The 16,736-nt window shown below is 74.6% G+C and carries 13 protein-coding genes; 9 read left to right on the forward strand and 4 right to left on the reverse strand.

Features of this window, described 5'->3' with window-relative positions; genetic code table 11:
* Positions 1-444: 444 nt before the first annotated feature.
* Positions 445-708: a WhiB family transcriptional regulator gene (locus BS72_RS12315; RefSeq protein ID WP_031519519.1), complete on the reverse strand. Its 264-nt coding sequence runs from the start codon at positions 706-708 to the stop codon at positions 445-447.
* A 677-nt stretch (positions 709-1,385) separates the two neighbouring features.
* On the opposite strand from BS72_RS12315, the gene BS72_RS12320 reads away from it, so the two are divergent.
* The 3 genes from BS72_RS12320 to BS72_RS12330 are packed head-to-tail and all read left to right on the forward strand — an operon-like array spanning position 1,386 to position 4,210.
* A complete protein-coding gene (locus BS72_RS12320) occupies positions 1,386-1,901 on the forward strand; it encodes a cysteine dioxygenase (RefSeq protein ID WP_051951047.1) in 516 nt (171 codons plus the stop codon).
* 12 nt (positions 1,902-1,913) lie between these two features.
* Positions 1,914-2,870 carry a 2-phospho-L-lactate transferase gene (gene cofD / locus BS72_RS12325; protein WP_037910316.1) on the forward strand — a complete coding sequence of 319 codons (957 nt, stop codon included), beginning with the start codon at positions 1,914-1,916 and terminating at the stop codon, positions 2,868-2,870.
* The gene (locus BS72_RS12330; RefSeq protein WP_037910319.1) at positions 2,867-4,210 is read left to right on the forward strand and encodes a coenzyme F420-0:L-glutamate ligase; all 1,344 of its coding nucleotides are present in this window, start codon (positions 2,867-2,869) and stop codon (positions 4,208-4,210) included. The genes cofD and BS72_RS12330 overlap by 4 nt, the downstream gene beginning before the upstream one ends.
* Positions 4,211-4,256: 46 nt before the next feature.
* Here BS72_RS12330 and BS72_RS12335 read toward each other — a convergent pair whose 3' ends face one another.
* Both BS72_RS12335 and manB read right to left on the reverse strand, forming a co-directional pair.
* On the reverse strand, positions 4,257-5,174 hold the full coding sequence (locus BS72_RS12335; RefSeq protein WP_407638967.1) for a DNA-3-methyladenine glycosylase family protein: 918 nt from the start codon (positions 5,172-5,174) through the stop codon (positions 4,257-4,259).
* A gap of 362 nt (positions 5,175-5,536) precedes the next feature.
* Positions 5,537-6,685 (reverse strand): mannose-1-phosphate guanylyltransferase, encoded by a 1,149-nt coding sequence (gene manB / locus BS72_RS12340; protein WP_078901306.1) that lies wholly within the window; start codon positions 6,683-6,685, stop codon positions 5,537-5,539.
* 119 nt (positions 6,686-6,804) lie between these two features.
* Between manB and BS72_RS12345 the strand changes: the two genes are divergently transcribed.
* From BS72_RS12345 to BS72_RS12365, 5 genes are all read left to right on the forward strand, one after another.
* Complete coding sequence (locus BS72_RS12345; protein WP_037910322.1) at positions 6,805-7,572, forward strand: TIGR03089 family protein; 768 nt, start codon at positions 6,805-6,807, stop codon at positions 7,570-7,572.
* A gap of 308 nt (positions 7,573-7,880) precedes the next feature.
* The gene (locus BS72_RS12350) at positions 7,881-9,473 is read left to right on the forward strand and encodes an LCP family protein (protein ID WP_107498769.1); all 1,593 of its coding nucleotides are present in this window, start codon (positions 7,881-7,883) and stop codon (positions 9,471-9,473) included.
* A gap of 43 nt (positions 9,474-9,516) precedes the next feature.
* Positions 9,517-11,286 carry an LCP family protein gene (locus tag BS72_RS12355; RefSeq protein WP_037910324.1) on the forward strand — a complete coding sequence of 590 codons (1,770 nt, stop codon included), beginning with the start codon at positions 9,517-9,519 and terminating at the stop codon, positions 11,284-11,286.
* Between the two features lie 435 nt (positions 11,287-11,721).
* Complete coding sequence (locus BS72_RS37185; RefSeq protein WP_198546038.1) at positions 11,722-12,390, forward strand: hypothetical protein; 669 nt, start codon at positions 11,722-11,724, stop codon at positions 12,388-12,390.
* Positions 12,381-13,865, forward strand: a complete 1,485-nt coding sequence (locus BS72_RS12365) for an LCP family protein (RefSeq protein WP_232792377.1) — start codon at positions 12,381-12,383, stop codon at positions 13,863-13,865. The genes BS72_RS37185 and BS72_RS12365 overlap by 10 nt, the downstream gene beginning before the upstream one ends.
* A 120-nt stretch (positions 13,866-13,985) precedes the next feature.
* On the opposite strand, the gene BS72_RS12370 is transcribed toward BS72_RS12365, so the two are convergent.
* Positions 13,986-15,035, reverse strand: coding sequence for a glycosyltransferase family 2 protein (locus BS72_RS12370; RefSeq protein WP_037910326.1), 1,050 nt, complete (start codon positions 15,033-15,035; stop codon positions 13,986-13,988).
* Between the two features lie 123 nt (positions 15,036-15,158).
* Between BS72_RS12370 and BS72_RS12375 the strand changes: the two genes are divergently transcribed.
* Complete coding sequence (locus tag BS72_RS12375) at positions 15,159-16,724, forward strand: LCP family protein (RefSeq protein WP_037910329.1); 1,566 nt, start codon at positions 15,159-15,161, stop codon at positions 16,722-16,724.
* Positions 16,725-16,736: the final 12 nt, after the last annotated feature.

Genomic DNA, 16,736 nt, shown 5'->3' on the forward strand with positions numbered 1-16,736 from the left:
TCTCGGACGGCCTCCCACACTAACGGCTCACACCGGGGCGACCGTCCGGGTGGCGGAACAGGGGCGGGCTCCGGCGGGCGCGCGGCGGCCCGCCGACCGCGCCGGGGGCGCGGCGGGCGGGCCGCCGGAAGGGGTGCCCCAGGGCAGCGGGAGGCCCCATGGGACGGGAGTTGTGGAGACCGCCGAGGCCCGATGCCGCCGAGGTCGTCGGGAGGGGCGGCGGGGTTCCGCGCCGGTGCCGCGGGGCGGGCTCCCGCCCGGTGCGGCGGGCGGCGGCGCGGATTCACCGCGGCGCCGTCTCGCCGCCACCCGCCGTTCACCGCGGCGCCGGTTCACCGCCGGGCAGTCGGCGCTTCGGCGGCGCCCGGGACGGCACTCAGGACCCGGTGCTCGGACCCCGGGGCTCAGACCGGGGCCCAGGCGTTCAGAGGCCCGCGGAGACGCTCAGACGACGCCCTTCTTCAGGCGGCGGCGCTCCCGCTCGGAGAGCCCTCCCCAGATGCCGAAGCGCTCGTCGTTGGCGAGGGCGTACTCCAGGCAGTCGGAGCGGACCTCGCACGCGAGGCAGACCTTCTTGGCCTCACGTGTGGAGCCGCCCTTCTCGGGGAAGAACGATTCAGGGTCGGTCTGCGCACACAGCGCGCGCTCCTGCCAGCCGAGCTCCTCGTCGGCCTCCTCGGCCAGCAGCAGTTGGAACTGCTCGGTCATGCGCGCCCCTGTCTGTCGTGCTTCCCCGTGAGGTGCCTCCGCCGCCCGCGGTCAAGGGGTGGCGGTCGAACGACACGAGTGAAATTACAAGTGTGCCGATCCGAGCCAGTCAAGCCGAGATCTGCTATTGGGCCCGTTATTCACTCCGCTGAACCAAGGAGTGACGGATAGTGCTGATATCAGCCTGAAAGATCACATCCGTCAACGAAGGTCCGGTCGGCCAACGCCCACACACCGTCAGACGCTGCGGCGCCGAGCCGCGTTCCGCCTGATCGGGTGAAGCGCCGTGGACCGCTCCTCGACCCCGGAAGGTCCAACGTCGCACCGAACGGCGCGCCTTCCCGGACCGGAGGCGGATCTCCATCGGATCTGCACGGATGTCGCAGCACCTTTCCCACGCTCCGGGACACAAACCTCCAGCCCGCCGAGACCGCTGGATCGGGTGAAGCCCGGCGGGCAAACCAGGGATCGAGTTGACAGGCGCCCCCCGACCCCGATGTGCTGTGCCGCATGCATGCTGAGCATGACGCGCCCTTCCAGACCCGCCGCCGCGGGTCCCGCTGCGCCGCGCTCGTCCACAGCTGTTGTTGTTCCCGCTGCCGCTGATCACTGCTCGACGACCTCCGCAGGCCGTCGGCCCCCTGCCCATCGCGCGCATCCCGAGGAACACCACCCGCATGCTTTCCGACGTCTCCATCGCCGGCGACCCGCTCGAACTCCCCCACCTGTTGCCCCCGCGGCCCGCGCACCCGTCCACGGTGGCCGGGTTCGCCGGACTGGCCCGCCGCGTCGCCGCCGACCGTGCCCGGTGGGCGCCACTGGTGCGCTATGACGCCGCCTCCCGCTGGTACGCGCGCCTGTCCTCCGGCCCGGGGTACGAGGTGTGGCTGCTGAGCTGGCTGCCCGGCCAGGGCAGCGGCCTGCACGACCACGGCCTCTCCAGCGGTGTCCTCACCGTCCTGGAGGGGGAGCTGCGCGAGCGGGCCCTGACCGCCAGGGGCGAGACCTCGCGCGTACTCACCGCCGGTCACCAGCGGGTGTTCGCACCGGGATACGTGCACGAGGTGGACAACGCGTCCCTGGAGGGCGCGGTCAGCCTCCACGTGTACTTCCCCGGTCTGACGGAGATGACCCCCTACGGGTGCTCCCAGGGGCCGGTCGCACGCGCCGCGTCCGGCGCCGCCGCGGGCTGACAGACTGGCGCCATGCGAATCGTGGTTCTGGCCGGAGGTATCGGAGGAGCGCGCTTCCTGCGCGGTCTCAAGGAGGCGGCGCCGGAGGCGGAGATCACCGTCGTCGGCAACACCGGGGACGACATCCACTTGTTCGGGCTGAAAGTGTGCCCGGACCTCGACACCGTGATGTACACGCTCGGCGGCGGCATCCACGAGGAGCAGGGCTGGGGCCGCGCCGGCGAGAGCTTCGCGGTCAAGGAGGAGCTGGCCGCCTACGGCGTCGGCCCGGAGTGGTTCGGCCTGGGCGACCGCGACTTCGCCACCCACATCGTGCGGACCCAGATGCTGGGCGCCGGCTACCCCCTCAGTGCGGTCACCGAGGCGCTGTGCGCGCGGTGGAAGCCGGGGGTGCGGCTGCTGCCGATGTCCGACGACCGGGTCGAGACCCATGTGGTGGTGGAGGTCGACGGGGAGCGCAAGGCCGTCCACTTCCAGGAGTACTGGGTGAGGATGCGGGCCTCGGTGCCCGCGCACGCGGTGGCGCCGGTCGGGGCGGACACGGCCAAGCCGGCGCCCGGGGTGCTGGAGGCGATCGCCGAGGCGGACGTGGTGCTCTTCCCGCCGTCCAATCCGGTGGTGAGCATCGGCACCATCCTGGCCGTACCGGGCATCCGGGAGGCCATCGCCGAGGCCGGGGTGCCGGTGGTGGGGCTGTCGCCGATCGTCGGGGACGCCCCGGTGCGCGGCATGGCGGACAAGGTGCTGGCCGCGGTGGGTGTGGAGTCCACCGCCGCGGCCGTCGCGGCGCACTACGGCAACGGCCTGCTGGACGGCTGGCTGGTGGACACGGTCGACGCCGCCGCGGTGCCCGAGGTGGAGGCGGCGGGTATCCGCTGCCGGGCGGTTCCGCTGCTGATGGAGGACGTGCCGGCCACCGCGCGGATGGCCGCCGAGGCGCTGGCCATGGCCGAGGAGGTGCGGGCGTGACGTCGGTCGCGGGCGCCCCCCGGTACGAGGTGTTCGGAGTCCCCGGGATCGGCGAGGTACAGCCGGGCGACGACCTGGCCGCGCTGATCGCCGCTACGGGGGTGGAACTGGCCGACGGCGACGTGGTCGTCGTCACCTCCAAGATCGTCAGCAAGGCCGAGGGCCGGGTGGTGCGGGCGGACGACCGCGAGGCGGCCATCGACGCGGAGATGGTGCGGCTGGTGGCCCGTCGCGGCCCCACCCGGATCGTGGAGACCCGGCACGGCTTCGTGATGGCCGCCGCCGGCGTGGACGCGTCCAACACCCCGGCGGGCACGGTGCTGCTGCTGCCGGAGGACCCGGACGGCTCGGCCCGCCGGATCCGCGCCGGGCTGGAGGAGGCGTTCGGCGCGCGGTTCGGCGTCGTGGTCACCGACACCTTCGGACGGCCCTGGCGGGCAGGGCTCACCGATGTCGCCATCGGCGCCTCGGGGGTGCGGGTGCTGGACGACCTGCGCGGCTCCGAGGACACGCAGGGCAACCCGCTGAACGTCACCGTCACCGCGCTGGCCGACGAGCTGGCCGCGGCGGCGGAGCTGGTCAAGGGGAAGGCCTCGGGGGTTCCCGTGGCGGTGGTGCGGGGGATGCCCCGGCTGCTGCTGCCCCGGGACGGCCGGGAGGGGGCGGACGGCGCGGCGGAGGACGGCGGGGCGCGGCAGTTGGTGCGCTCGGCCGCCGACGACATGTTCCGGCTCGGCACCTCGGAGGCGGTACGGGAGGCGGTCTCCCTGCGCCGTACGGTGCGGGAGTTCACCGACGCCCCGGTCGATCCGGCCGCGGTGCGGCGGGCGGTCGCCCTGGCGGTGACGGCGCCGGCGCCGCACCACACCACGCCGTGGCGGTTCGTCCTCCTGGAGAGCGCCGAGGTCCGGCAGCGGTACCTGGACGCCATGCGGGACGTGTGGGCGGCGGACCTGCGCGGCGACGGCTTCTCCGAGGCAAGCGTCGAGAAGCGGCTGCGCCGCGGCGACGTGCTGCGCAAGGCGCCCTACCTCGTGGTGCCCTGCCTGGTCGCGGACGGCGCGCACCCGTACCCCGACGTCCGCCGGGCCACGGCCGAGCGCGAGATGTTCCTGGTGTCGGCCGGTGCGGGCGTGCAGAACCTGCTGGTGGCGCTGGCCGGGGAGCAGCTGGGCTCGGCCTGGGTGTCCTCGTCGCTGTTCTGCCGCGACGTGGTGCGGGAGGTGCTGGAGCTGCCCGCGTCCTGGGACCCGCTCGGCACGGTCGCGGTCGGCCGGACGGCCGCCCTCCCGCCGGCGCGGCCGAGCCGGGACCCGGAGGAGTTCGTCGCGGTGCGGTGACCGGCTGGGCCGGCGGGGCGCCCGCACGGCTCAGCGGATCATCAGTTCAGCGGTGGGTCGGAATGGTCGCCCGGGGGGCCTGGCGCGGGGGCGGCGGCGAGGCCAGCAGCAGGAGCCGGGTCGCACGGTGGCGCTGGCCCTCGTACGGGGCGAGCAGCCGCAGCATCGTCTCGTCGTCGCCGCGTCGCTCGCCGGTGAGCGCGTAGCCGACGTGGTGCGGCAGGTGCAGGTCGCCCACGGTGACGGCGTCGGGCGCGCCGTGGCTGCGCTGGAGTGTCTCCGCCGCGGTCCACGGCCCGATCCCGGGGAGGGTCCGGAGCAGCGCGGACGCCTCCTCGGGCGGCCGCCCGGCCAGCGCCTCCAGACGCGGCCCGAGGCGGGCGGCGCGCAGCACGGCGGTGGCGCGCTTGTCGTCCACGGCGGCGCCGCGCCAGTCCCAGGACGGCACCAGGGCCCACCCCCGCGCGTCCGGCATCACCCGCATGCCGCGGGGCGCCCCGGTGCCCGCCACGCCAGGCGCCGGGTCGCCGTGCCGCAGCACGAGCAGCCGCCAGGCGCGGTACGCCTCGATGGTGGTGACCTTCTGCTCCAGCACGGACGGGACGAGCGCCTCCAGCACCAGGCCGGTCCGCGTGAGCCGCAGGCCGGGGTGGCGCCGGTGCGCGGCCTGGATCACGCGGTGGCGCGGGACGAACACGGACGGGTCGTCCTCGGCCCCCAGGAGAGCCGGCATGGCGTCCAGCAGCCAGTCCGCGCCGGGGCCCCAGGCGGTGCCCTCGACGGCGGCGGGCGAGCCGGTGAGACGCAGCGTGGCGGGCCCTTCGGGGGTGCGGCTGGTACGCCACACGGTGCCGTCCGGGGTGATCCGGAAGGTGGGGTCGCCGCCACCGCGACGCAGGGGCATCAGGGTCAGGCGCACGTCGAGCGGGGCCCGAGGTACGAAAGTCCTGCTTTCCTGGTGCACGCGCCGAGGGTACAGCGGCGGGGTACCCGGGCGGACGAAGCCGGCGCCGCGGCCGGACGGGCCGACGGTCCCGATCCGGAACGGCGGCCCTGAGCCGCCGGACAGGCCACGCGCCGGCGTCGGGCCCCGGGGGGCGGTCCGCCGCCTCACGGCACTGCCCCACAGGGCGCGGCGCCCGCTCCTGAGGAGGCCGGCCGCGCCCATAGGTGCCCTGGCCTTCATAGGGCCCGGACCGGCCTTCATAGGTGGCGCGAATCACCGGGGGCCCATAGGGCCCGAACCAACGTCCATAGGTCGTCCGGAGTGCGCCACCCCCAGGAGGCGAGGTCCCGGTACCTGGAGGGGGGAGGACCCGCCGCGGGCTACTCGTCCGGGGAGAAGCGGACGGCCGCCGCGGGGATGCGGGCCTCGCACCAGACGCGGGCGCCGTGCAGGAACTCGTTGTCGGCGCCGACGACGGCACCGTCCCCGATGACCGCGCCCTGGAGGACGCACCGCGGCCCCACGTGCGCGCCCTGGCCGACGAGGCTGTCGCGTACCACCGCGTCGGCCTCGACGACCGCGCCCGCGAGGATGGTGCTGCCCTCGATCCGGGCGCCCGGGCCGATCACGGCGCCGGCGCCGACGCAGGTGCCGCCGGAGAGCTTGGCGTCCTCGGCCACCCGCGCGCCGGCCAGGACCAGCCGCTCGCCGCGCCGCCCCGGCACGGCCGGGGAGGGCGCCGTGCCCAGGACGAGGTCGGCCGAGCCGCGTACGAACGCCTGCGGGGTGCCGAGGTCCAGCCAGTACGTGGAGTCGACCATGCCCTGGAGGTGCGCGCCCTCGGCGAGCAGACCGGGGAAGGTCTCGCGCTCGACCGAGACCGGCCGGCCGGCCGGGATGGCGTCCAGCACGGACCGGGTGAAGACGTACGCGCCGGCGTTGACCTGGTCGGTGACGATCTGCTCGGGCGTCTGCGGCTTCTCCAGGAACGCGGTCACCCGGCCGTCCGGGTCGGTGGGGACCAGTCCGAACGCGCGCGGGTCCTCCACCCGCGTGAGGTGGAGCGAGACGTCCGCGCCGCTGGAGCGGTGGGTGGCGACCAGCGCGGGGATGTCCAGGCCGGTCAGGATGTCGCCGTTGAAGACCAGGACCGGCTCGTCCGGGGCGGAACGGAGCCGGTGGGCGACGTTCCTCAGGGCCCCGCCGGTGCCCAGCGGCTCCGTCTCCGTCACGTACTCCAGGTGCAGGCCGAGCGCCGAGCCGTCGCCGAAGTGGGGCTCGAAGACCTCGGCGAGGTAGGAGGTGGCCATCACCACGTGCTCCACGCCGGCCGCGCGGGCCCGGGCCAGCTGGTGGGTGAGGAAGGGCACCCCCGCGGCGGGGATCATCGGCTTCGGGGTGTGTACGGTGAGCGGGCGCAGCCTGGTGCCCTTGCCGCCGACCAGGAGGATCGCCTCCGTCGCGGGACGCCGGTACCGGCCGCTGGGCTCCTGCGAGGGGTCTGCCGCGGAGGCAGGGTGTGCACGCATGGGGAAGATAGTGGCATAAGCCGTAATCACGATGAGCCATACGAGCTGATAATCCATCAGGCGTACCGCTCACACCTCGCGCCCGAAGCCTGTCAGCCGGCCCGGGTAGCCTGACCGCCGTGACCTCCCGTGCCTCCACCCCCGCCGGCCTGCTCGCCGAGGCCGTCCGCGATGACGCCGGACGCCCGCTGATCACCTTCTACGACGACGCGACGGGCGAGCGCGTCGAGCTGTCGGTGGCCACCTTCTCCAACTGGGTGGCCAAGACGGCGAACCTGCTCCAGGACGACCTCGCGGCCCAGCCGGGCGACCGGCTCGCGCTGCTGCTGCCCGCGCACTGGCAGACGGCGGTGTGGCTGCTCGCGGCGTTCTCCACCGGAGTGGTGGCCGTGCCGGGCGGCGATCCGGCGGGCGCGGACCTGGTGGTGAGCGGCCCCGACACGCTCGACGCCGCGCGGGCCTGCCGCGGCGAGCGGGTGGCGATGGCGCTGCGCCCGCTGGGCGGACGGTTCCCGCAGCCACCGCGGGGCTTCGTGGACTACGCCGTCGAAGTACCGGCCCAGGGCGACCTCTTCACGCCGTACGCGCCGGTCGGTCCGGACGCCGCCGTGCTCGAACTCCCGGACGGCCGGGAGCTGACGGCCGGCGAGGTCGTCGAGCGGGCCCGCGCGGAGGCCGGGGCGCTGGGCCTGGAGCCGGGCTCGCGGCTGCTGTCCGGGCTCTCCTACGACGACTGGACCGGACTGGCCGCGGGGCTGCTGGCGCCGCTGGCCGCGCGGTCCTCGGTCGTGCTGTGCCGCCACCTCGAACAGGCCTCGGCGGAGACGCTGGACCGGCGTCGGCGCGAGGAGCGCGTCACACACCTCGCGGGGTCCGGGACGGCCTGACGGAACGGCCTGGCGCAACCGCCTGGCGGTTCCGTCCGACCGCGCCGCAGGAGGCGGCAGCGGCGAAGGGCCCGCACACCGGACATCCACAGCCGGGAGACAGCACGAGGACGGCGTGCGGAGAGCGGGAGGACAGCGGGCGCCGGACGTCCGCGCGTACCCGACTTCGCCGCCGTTCGCCCGGGCAACCGTTCGAGGTGTTCGATCGTCTGAACGGATGCGGATCGGGTGCATGGTGGGGACCCCTCCGGCAACCACTGTCGTCCGGCGTTCCCGTCGGGCCACTCGACCGAGGGACGGGTACGCACGTGACAAGGCCAGCTGGGCACCCGCGAGGCGACTCCGCCGACGGCTCCTCGAAGTCCGACGGCACACCGGAAGAGGTGCCGTCCGGCCCGGCGTCCCCGGAACCGGACGAGGACGGAGCCAGACCCGTCCCCGAAGGGGGGCAACCGGCCTCCGGGGAGCCCGGGTCAGCACCCGGGGACGGCGCCGGCACCGGGGACGGCACGGACGCCGAGGAAAGCACGGGCAGCGCCGACGACTCGGCCGCCTCGAACGCCTCGGACTCCGACGGGCCCGTCGGCGCGGGCCAGGGGCCGGCCGTCCTCCCGGAGCCCTTCGCCGCCGAGGTGCCCGCTCCCCGGCGCCGCCACCGCTGGCTGCGGTACGTCGCGAGCGGCACCGCCGTGGTGGTGCTGGTGGGCGCGGGCGGCCTCTGGTACGTCTACCGGCACCTCAACGCCAACATCACCACCGACAACGTCACCGAGAACGAGCTGAAGGCGCAGGCCCCGCAGCGACCGCCGAAGGAGACCACGGCGGCCGAGAACATCCTGCTGATCGGCTCGGACAGCCGCGCGGGCGGCGACAGCAAGTACGGCCACGACAGCGGCACGCAGCGCTCGGACACCACGATCCTGCTGCACATATCCGCCGACCGCGGCAACGCCACCGCCATCAGCATCCCGCGCGACCTGATGGTGCAGCAGCCCGAGTGCGTCAAGTCCGACGGCAGCACCGTGAAGGCCCGCTTCGAGCAGTTCAACTGGGCCTTCCAGTTCGGCGGCGCCGCCTGCACGATCCGCACCGTCGAGGAGCTGACCGGCGTCCGCATCGACCACCACCTGACGGTGGACTTCGGCGGCTTCAAGAACATGGTGAACGCGGTGGACGGGGTGGAGGTGTGCGTCCCCGAGGCGGTGCACGACACCGACGCCCACCTGGACCTGCCGGCCGGCCGGCAGAAGCTGGACGGGGAGCAGGCGCTCGGCTACGTACGGGCCCGCCACGGGCTCGGCGACGGCAGCGACACCGGACGCATAGGCCGCCAGCAGGACTTCCTGGCCTCTCTGGTGAAGAAGGTGCAGACCAACGGGGTGCTGCTCAACCCGGAGAAGGTGTACCCGCTGCTGAACGCGGCCACCAAGTCGCTGACCGCCGACCCCGGCCTGAACTCCCTGAGCGACCTGTACTCGTTGGCCCGGACGCTGCAGAAGATCCCCACCGGCTCGGTCCACTTCGTCACCACGCCGGTCGAGCCGTACGTCCAGGACCACAACCGGGACCAGCTGGTGCAGCCGGACGCGCAACTGCTCTTCGCCGCGGTCCAGGCCGACCGAGCGGTCAACGTCAGTGACAGCGGCCACACCAACGGCGTCGACTCCGGGGTCGTCGACTCCCCGAGTCCCGCCGGGGCTTCCACCGGCACGCCCGGCGGCACCCCGTCCGGCACCCCTCCGCCGCCCCACGGGCAGCCCCACCAGCAGCCCGAGCGGCGGCCCCACCGGAACCGGCGGCGCCGACCCGTCGACGAGCCCGACCGCCACCGCGGCCGCCACCCCCACGTTCATCGGGACCACCGCCGACCGAGACATCTGCGGCAAAGACCGATGAACTAAGGTAAGCGCCCCGGCACATCGCTGATGGAGGTCCCTGGAGACCGTGGACACGCAAGGCTCCGGATACGTAGACCCGGCGGACCAGTGGGTGCTCGACCCCGCCACGGGAACGTACGTCCTGCGGCTCGATCCGGGACCGGACCCCTCCGGGCAGGACGTCCCGAGAGCGGGCGTCCCCACGCAGAGCGAGGCCCCGCCGACGTACCGGGACCACGTGGGCATCGCGTCCGGCCCCGCCGCCCACCGGAGCCGCCCGGACGCCGCCTCCCCCGGCAGCACCCCCGACGGCACCCGCGACGCCGTCGCCGACCGTCCCGCGGGGGGCCGGGCCGCCGCCCGGCGGCAGGGCGGGTCAGGCGGCGGTTCGCGGCGGGACGGGGCCGGAACGGGACGGGCCGGCGGTTCCAGCCGCCGCAAGCCCAAGCCCAAGCGGTCCGGCGCGCTGCTGTGGACGGCCGGTGTCATCGGCCTGGCCGTGGTGGCCGGCGGCACCGGCGGCTACCTCGCCTTCCACCGCGCCGGCACGATCATCCACACCGTGGAGGTCGGCGACGCCGGCAGCACCTCGCTGGCGGCCGCGTCCACCGCGACGAACGTGCTCGTGGTCGGGACCGACAGCGGCGCGGGCCTCGGCCACGAGTTCGGCTCCCCCGCCGCCACCGGCCAGGCCGACACCGCCGTACTGGTGCACCTGGCGGCCGGGCGCGGCAACGCCACCGCGATCAGCATCCCGCCCGACCTCGTCACCGACGTGCCCGACTGCCCGGTGAACGGCCAGGTGGCCAAGGGCACGTCCGGGCAGCCCTTCTCCGCGGTGCTCGCCGGACGGGACGCGGGCTGTGCGATGCGGCTGGCCAAGCAGCTCACCGGGCTGCCCGTGGACCACGTGCTGGAGGTGGACTTCGCCGCCGTCAAGACGCTGACGGACGCCGTCGGCGGGGTGGACGTCTGCCTGCAGCAGCCGCTGCAGGACGCCCGTGCCGGCCTCGACCTCGCCGCGGGGACGCAACGCCTCCAGGGCACGCAGGCGCTGGCGCTGGTCCGGAGCCGGCAGTCGACGCACGGCGGGGACGACCTGTCGCGGGTGGCGGTCCAGGAGCAGTTCCTGGCCGGGCTGCTGCGGGCGGCCCGCTCCGGCGGCGTCCTGAGCGACGCCAGGAAGGTGGCGTCGCTGGCCTCCACCGCGGCCGGGGCGCTCACCGTGGACAGCCCGATCGGCAACGTCCAGGCGCTCGGCACCCTCGCCGGGCAGCTCGGCCAAGTGCCGCCGGAGCACTTCACGTTCGTCCAGCTGCCGGTGAAGGCCGCCGGGGACGGCAAGGGCGGTGTGGTGCTCGACCAGCAGCTGGCGACCCCGCTGCTGGCCATGGTGAAGGCGGACACCTCCCTCTCGCGCGGCGTCGTGAAGCCCGACCCCAAGCTGGTGGGTGCCAAGGCGACGCCGCACAACACCCGGGTGCTGGTCCACAACGGCACCGGCGAGTTCGGCGCCGCCCAGGACGTCCTCGCCTGGCTCCAGAACGACGAGGGCGTGGACCGCTCCACCAACGGCGGTGACGCGCCCTCGAAGGTGGCCAGGACCACCCTGCAGTACGCGCCCAACCAGGCCGACCAGGCGCGTTCGCTGGCCGCGATGATGGGGCTTCCTGCGTCCGCGCTGGTCGAGGGCACCAAGGACGCCGCGTTCCACGCCAACATGACGCTCACCCTCGGCGCCGACTACACCTCCCCGGGCACGCCCATCGGCGCGCCGGTCAACCCGCCCAAGGGGCTGCGGTCCATCACCGGGGCCAGCACCGCCTGCGTCGACTGACACGCCGCGAGCCGCGACACGACACCGGAGCCGGTGCCCCGCTCGTGGCCCCGACCCGTCGGCCGCGAACCAGGACCGCCGACCGTAAACCCGTTTCCGCCGCGCACCGCTGTGTCGGGCGTCACACACCTGGCCAACGCCGCATGCGGCACCGCTACGCTGACGTCGGCGACGCCCACCTCGCAGTTCGGCTCCGGCCGGGCCGCGTACGGGCCCGCGTCCAGGGAGGGTTCGGGGAGGGTTCGGGGGCGAACCGGAAAAAGGCGGACACCGAGGGCCCTCTCTGGGAGCGGCGGCAAGAGCGACCCGTAGCTGTGCAACTCTTGGCGCCGATCGGCCGTCTGTGGAGGAGGAGAACCGGCTTCCACCGCGCCGGACAGGTACGCGCAGGACGGCGGCGAGACGCCGCCGACGAGACCCACTGGAGGAGTCCGTATGCACGACGGCAGGGCCGGGGGGCCCTACGACGGCACGGCCGGCGCCTCCAACCCCGGCGAGCCGGGCTGGGACCAGGGCTACCCGGGGGGCGGCTACCGCGACGCCGGCGTGCCCCAGGGGGGCGGCTGGTACGGGCCGGACGGTGCCGAGGCGCCCCGCGGCGGCCCCTACCAGGGCGGGCCCCGGGGCGGCATGCCCCAGCAGGGCGGCCACCCCGGCTACGGGGGGTACCAGGGCCCTGGGGGCGGCGGGTACCCGGGCTCCGGGGGTGGCGGTGCTCCCGGGGGCTACGGCGGCCAGGCTCGCCCCGCGCCCCAGGGCGGAGCTCCCCAGGGCGGAGCGCCCTACGGCGGACCCTCCTACGCCGCCGGCCCTTCCTACGCCGAGGACGAGACCGCCGCCTTCGGCGCCGAGGCCGGCGCCACCCGGTCCGCGACCCGCGAGCAGGACGCCGGCCGCGAACAGGACGCCGCCTCCGAGCAGGACGCCCGCCAGGAGCAGCGGGAGCGGATACCCGGGCCGCGTACGGCCGCACGACAGGCCGCGCGCGGCGGGGGCCAGGGGGCTCCGGGGGCGACGGGCCGGGCGGGCCGGGCGGCCACCGGCACGGCGGGCGGCGCAAGGGCAAGGGCCGCAGGGGCAGGACGCTGCGCTGGGTGGCGATAGCCGCCGCCGTGGCGGTGCTGGGCACCGCGGGCGGGGCGTACGGCTACTACCAGTACCTGTCGGGCAAGATCCGCAAGGGCGAGCGCGTCAGCGGCCAGACGCACGCGATCAAGCCCAAGGCGAACGCCAACGGCGACACCCCGATGAACATCCTCATCATCGGCTCCGACGGCCGCGACTCCGCCGAGGACAAGAAGCTCGGCGGAGCGGCGGACTCCAGCGGCGACCGCGCCGACGTGATCATGATCGCCCACCTGTCGGCGGACCGCAGCAACATGTCGCTCGTGAGCATCCCGCGCGACACCCGGGTGGACATCCCCCAGTGCACCGACCCGAAGACCCACCAGGTGTACCCGCCGAAGAACACCATCATCAACGAGTCGCTCGGCCGGGGCGGCGCCGGCTGCACCCTGGCCACCGTGCAGAACCTCACCGGCGGCCTCTACATCGACCACTGGCTGACCGTCGACTTCGCCGGCGTGGTGAAGATGGCCGACGTGCTCGGCGGCGCCCAGGTGTGCGTCCAGCAGAACGTCGACGACCACTCCACCCCGGAGGCGCCGGGCGGCTCGCACCTGCACCTGGCCGCCGGAACGCAGACCGTCAAGGGTGAGCAGGCGCTCCAGTGGCTGCGTACCCGGCACGCCTTCGGCAGCGACGCGATGCGCGCCAAGGCGCAGCACATGTACCTCAACTCCCTGCTGAACAACCTGCGCCACCAGAACGTGTTCTCCAACCCGACGCGGCTCAACACCATCGCCACCGCCGCGATGTCGGCGTTCAGAGTGTCGTCCGAGATCGCCACCCCGAAGAAGCTCTACGACCTCGGCATGCAGCTCAAGAGCGTGCCGAGCAACCGGACGACGATGCTGACCATGCCGTTCATCGAGGACCCGGAGAACAAGAACCACTACGTCGAGGCCGACGCCGCCCAGACGGTCTGGTCGCTGCTGCGCAACGACATCCCGGTGGACTCCAACGGCAAGGCGAAGACCACCACCCCCGCCTCCACGAAGCCGACCGCCCCGGCGGGCCCGACGGCCGAGGCGGCGGCCACCATCCCGGTGACCGTCGCCAACGGGACGGCCGGGACCGCCGACGGCCTCGCCGTCCCGGGCCGCGCCCAGGCGATCACCGACAAGCTGACGGCCGCCGGCTTCACCAAGGCCCAGGCCAGCCAGCAGCAGGCTCCGAGCCCCACGACGACGGTGACGTACCCGTCGAGCGGCGGAGCCCAGAGCAAGGCGGACGCGGTCTCGGTGGGGAAGGCGGTCGGCATCCCGGCCGCCTCCGTCAAGGCGTCCACGAGCGTGCAGGGGATCACCCTGACCGTCGGCAAGGACTGGACGACCGGCACCGACTACGGCGCGACGCTGCCGAAGGCCGGGGAGCTGCCGACCGGCTCCGACGCGCTCAGCGGAGCCGACGACCCCTCGAAGAACTGCATGTACGTCTATCCGACCTACCGGTGGTGACCGTCTCCCGCCGCCCCTGACAGCCGTCGGGGGCGGCGGGAACGACGACGGCGGGCCTCGCCGGACATGGAGTCCGGGGCGAGGCCCGCCGTCGTGTCGTGTGCGGCCCGCGGGTGCGGCTCAGGCGTCCGCGTGCTGGACGGGTTCGCCGGTCACTGCGGGGCGGCGGCTGGCGATGACGCGGCGGGCCAGCGAGCGCGGGCTGGTCAGGAAGCCCCAGCCCCAGCACATGTGCATGGTGGCCAGCGCCAGCGGGATGCGCACCCGGGCGCCGACCGGCAGCCCCCGGCCGGCCGGCAGCGAGCCGGCGGTGACGGCCGCGAGGTAGGCGGCCGGCACCAGCAGCGCCCACGGGGTGAGCGCGGCGCCGACCACGACACCGGCCGCGTTGGCGGCCAGGGCGCCGGGGGCGGCCAGGTAGCGGAGGTTGACCGAGCCCCGGTGGTAGCGGGTGACCACCCGGCGCCAGCGGCCGTAGTCCTTGTACTGCTTGGCGAGGGTGCGCACGCTGGGCCGGGGCCGGTAGGAGACGCGCAGCTCCGGCGAGAACCAGATCAGGTGGCCTGCCTCGCGGATGCGGTAGTTGAGCTCCCAGTCCTGGGCGCGGATGAACTCCTCGTTGTAGCCGCCCTGCCGCTCCAGCACCTCGCGGCGGAAGACGCCGAGGTAGACGGTGTCGGCGGGGGCCGCCTGGCCGCCGGTGTGGAAGGCGGCGTTGCCGACACCGATCTTCGAGGTCATCGCGGCGGCCACCGCGTGCTCCCAGTCGTTCTCGCCCTCGGCGTGCATGATGCCGCCGACGTTGGCCGCGCCGGTCTCGTCCAGCAGCCGCACCGCGGTGCGGATGTAGCCCGGCGAGAGCATGCCGTGGCCGTCGACGCGCACCACGACGGGGTGCCGGGACGCCCGGATGGCGGCGTTGAGGGCGGCCGGGGTGCGGCCGGTGGGGTTGGGCACGGTGTGCACCCGGGGGTCCTCGGCGACGAGTTCGGCGGCGATGGCGTCGGTGCGGTCCGTGGACGGCCCGAGCGCGATCACCACCTCCATCTCGCCCTGGTAGTCCTGCTCCAGGATGTGCCGGACGGAGCTGCGCAGATGGCGCTCCTCGTTGAGCACCGGCATGATCACGGAGACGGCCGGGAGCGTGGAAGAGGGGGCAGCGGCGTTCATCCCGCCAAACGTTACCGCTAACGGGGGACCCCAGCGCGTGGGGTGAGGGCTGACAGTCGTATTTGTCTCTAGCCTGAACGGGTCTGGGCCGCTGTGACCGGCCGCTGTGACCGTTCACCGGAGGTGACCCCCTTGCCGTCCACCCGACGCCGGCAGCCGCCGCCCACCGGCCGCCCGCCGGCGGGCCGGCGTCCGCGCCCCCGGCCGCCGGTACGGCGCTCCACCCGGGTCGCGGGCGCGCTCGCCCTGCTGGTGATCACGGCGAGCGGCGTCGGCCACGCGGTGGTGACCGGCCTGAACGGGGCGATCAACCGGGTCGACGCCTTCGGGGGGATGGAGGACCGCCCCGGCGACTCCAAGGGCACCAACTTCCTGCTGGTGGGCACCGACGGGCGGGACGGCCTGGACCCGGCCGAGAAGAAGGCGTACCACCTGGGCGGCGCGCCCTGCCACTGCACCGACACGATCATGCTGGTGCACCTCTCCCAGGACCGGCGGCGGGCCAGCGTGGTCAGCATCCCGCGCGACACGTACGTGCAGCTGCCGGACACCGGCCCCGCGGCGTTCCACGCGGCCGGCACCCCGTCGCGGACCTCGGCCGGCGGCCACCGGATGCCGGCCACCCACCCGGCGAAGATCAACGAGGCGTACGCGGACGGCGGCCCGCGGCTGACCGTCTCCACCGTCGAGAAGCTGACGGGCGTGCACGTCGACCACTACCTGGAGATCGACTTCGTCAGCTTCATGAAGACCGTGGACGCCCTCGGCGGCGTACCGGTGTGCACCAGGAAGCCGCTGAAGGACTCCTACAGCGGCCTGGACCTGCCGGCGGGCACCACGACGCTGAACGGCGGACAGGCCCTCCAGTACGTCCGTTCCCGGCACATCGACGCCGACTCCGACCTGGGCCGGATGGAGCGCCAGCAGAGCTTCGTCGCGCAGGTCATCCACAAGATCACCAGTACCGGCACGCTCACCAACCCGGTGCGGCTGGAGCGGGTGGCCAGCACCGCGCTCGGCTCGGTACGGGCGGACGCGGGCCTGTCGCCCACCGACCTGATCTCGCTGGCCCGCACCATGAAGGGGTTCACGGCGAAGTCCTCGGAGTTCGCCTCGGTGCCGCTCAGCGACCTCAGCCACAACGTGCCCGGGGTCGGCTCCACCGTTCTGTGGGACAAGCCGGCCGCGGGCCGGCTGTGGGCGGCGATCCGGGCCGACCGGCCGCTGGCCCCGCACCGGGCCGCGCCGCGCGCCACCGCCTCGCCGCGGACGACGGCCGTGCCGGGCGCCGCGGCCGCGCCGGGCGCCACCGCCTCCGTGCGTGTCCCGGTGGCGCCGTCGCGGATCATGGTGCGGGTGGAGAACGCCTCCGGGGTGAACGGCCTGGCCGGCTCGGTGCAGCGGGCACTGCACGGGGCCGGTTTCGTCACCCCCGGCCTGCCCGGCACCGCCGACCGCCGCACCGCGCGGACGGTGATCCAGTACGACCCGCGCTGGGACCGCTCCGCGAAGTCCCTGGCCGCCGCGGTGCCCGGAGCCCGGCTGGCGCCGGTGGCCGGGCAGGGCGCGGAGATGCGCCTGGTGCTCGGCGAGGACGGCCGGGGCCGCGCGGTGCGGGCGGTGGCGGTGCAGCCGCCTCCCGCGGCGGCGGGGAACCCCCGGCAGAAGGGGGACGAGGCGGGCTGCTGACCGGCTCCCGGG

Origin of the sequence: Actinacidiphila yeochonensis CN732 (assembly GCF_000745345.1) — a bacterium.
Classification (GTDB): domain Bacteria; phylum Actinomycetota; class Actinomycetes; order Streptomycetales; family Streptomycetaceae; genus Actinacidiphila; species Actinacidiphila yeochonensis.

Bases quoted from the DNA above. Each gene is read 5' to 3' on its own strand.
- BS72_RS12315 (WP_031519519.1), bottom strand. From the start codon at position 708: ATGACCGAGCAGTTCCAACTGCTGCTGGCCGAGGAGGCCGACGAGGAG.
- BS72_RS12320 (WP_051951047.1), top strand. From the start codon at position 1,386: ATGCTTTCCGACGTCTCCATCGCCGGCGACCCGCTCGAACTCCCCCAC.
- cofD (WP_037910316.1), top strand. From the start codon at position 1,914: ATGCGAATCGTGGTTCTGGCCGGAGGTATCGGAGGAGCGCGCTTCCTG.
- manB (WP_078901306.1), bottom strand. From the start codon at position 6,685: ATGCGTGCACACCCTGCCTCCGCGGCAGACCCCTCGCAGGAGCCCAGC.
- BS72_RS37185 (WP_198546038.1), top strand. From the start codon at position 11,722: ATGCACGACGGCAGGGCCGGGGGGCCCTACGACGGCACGGCCGGCGCC.
- BS72_RS12370 (WP_037910326.1), bottom strand. From the start codon at position 15,035: ATGAACGCCGCTGCCCCCTCTTCCACGCTCCCGGCCGTCTCCGTGATC.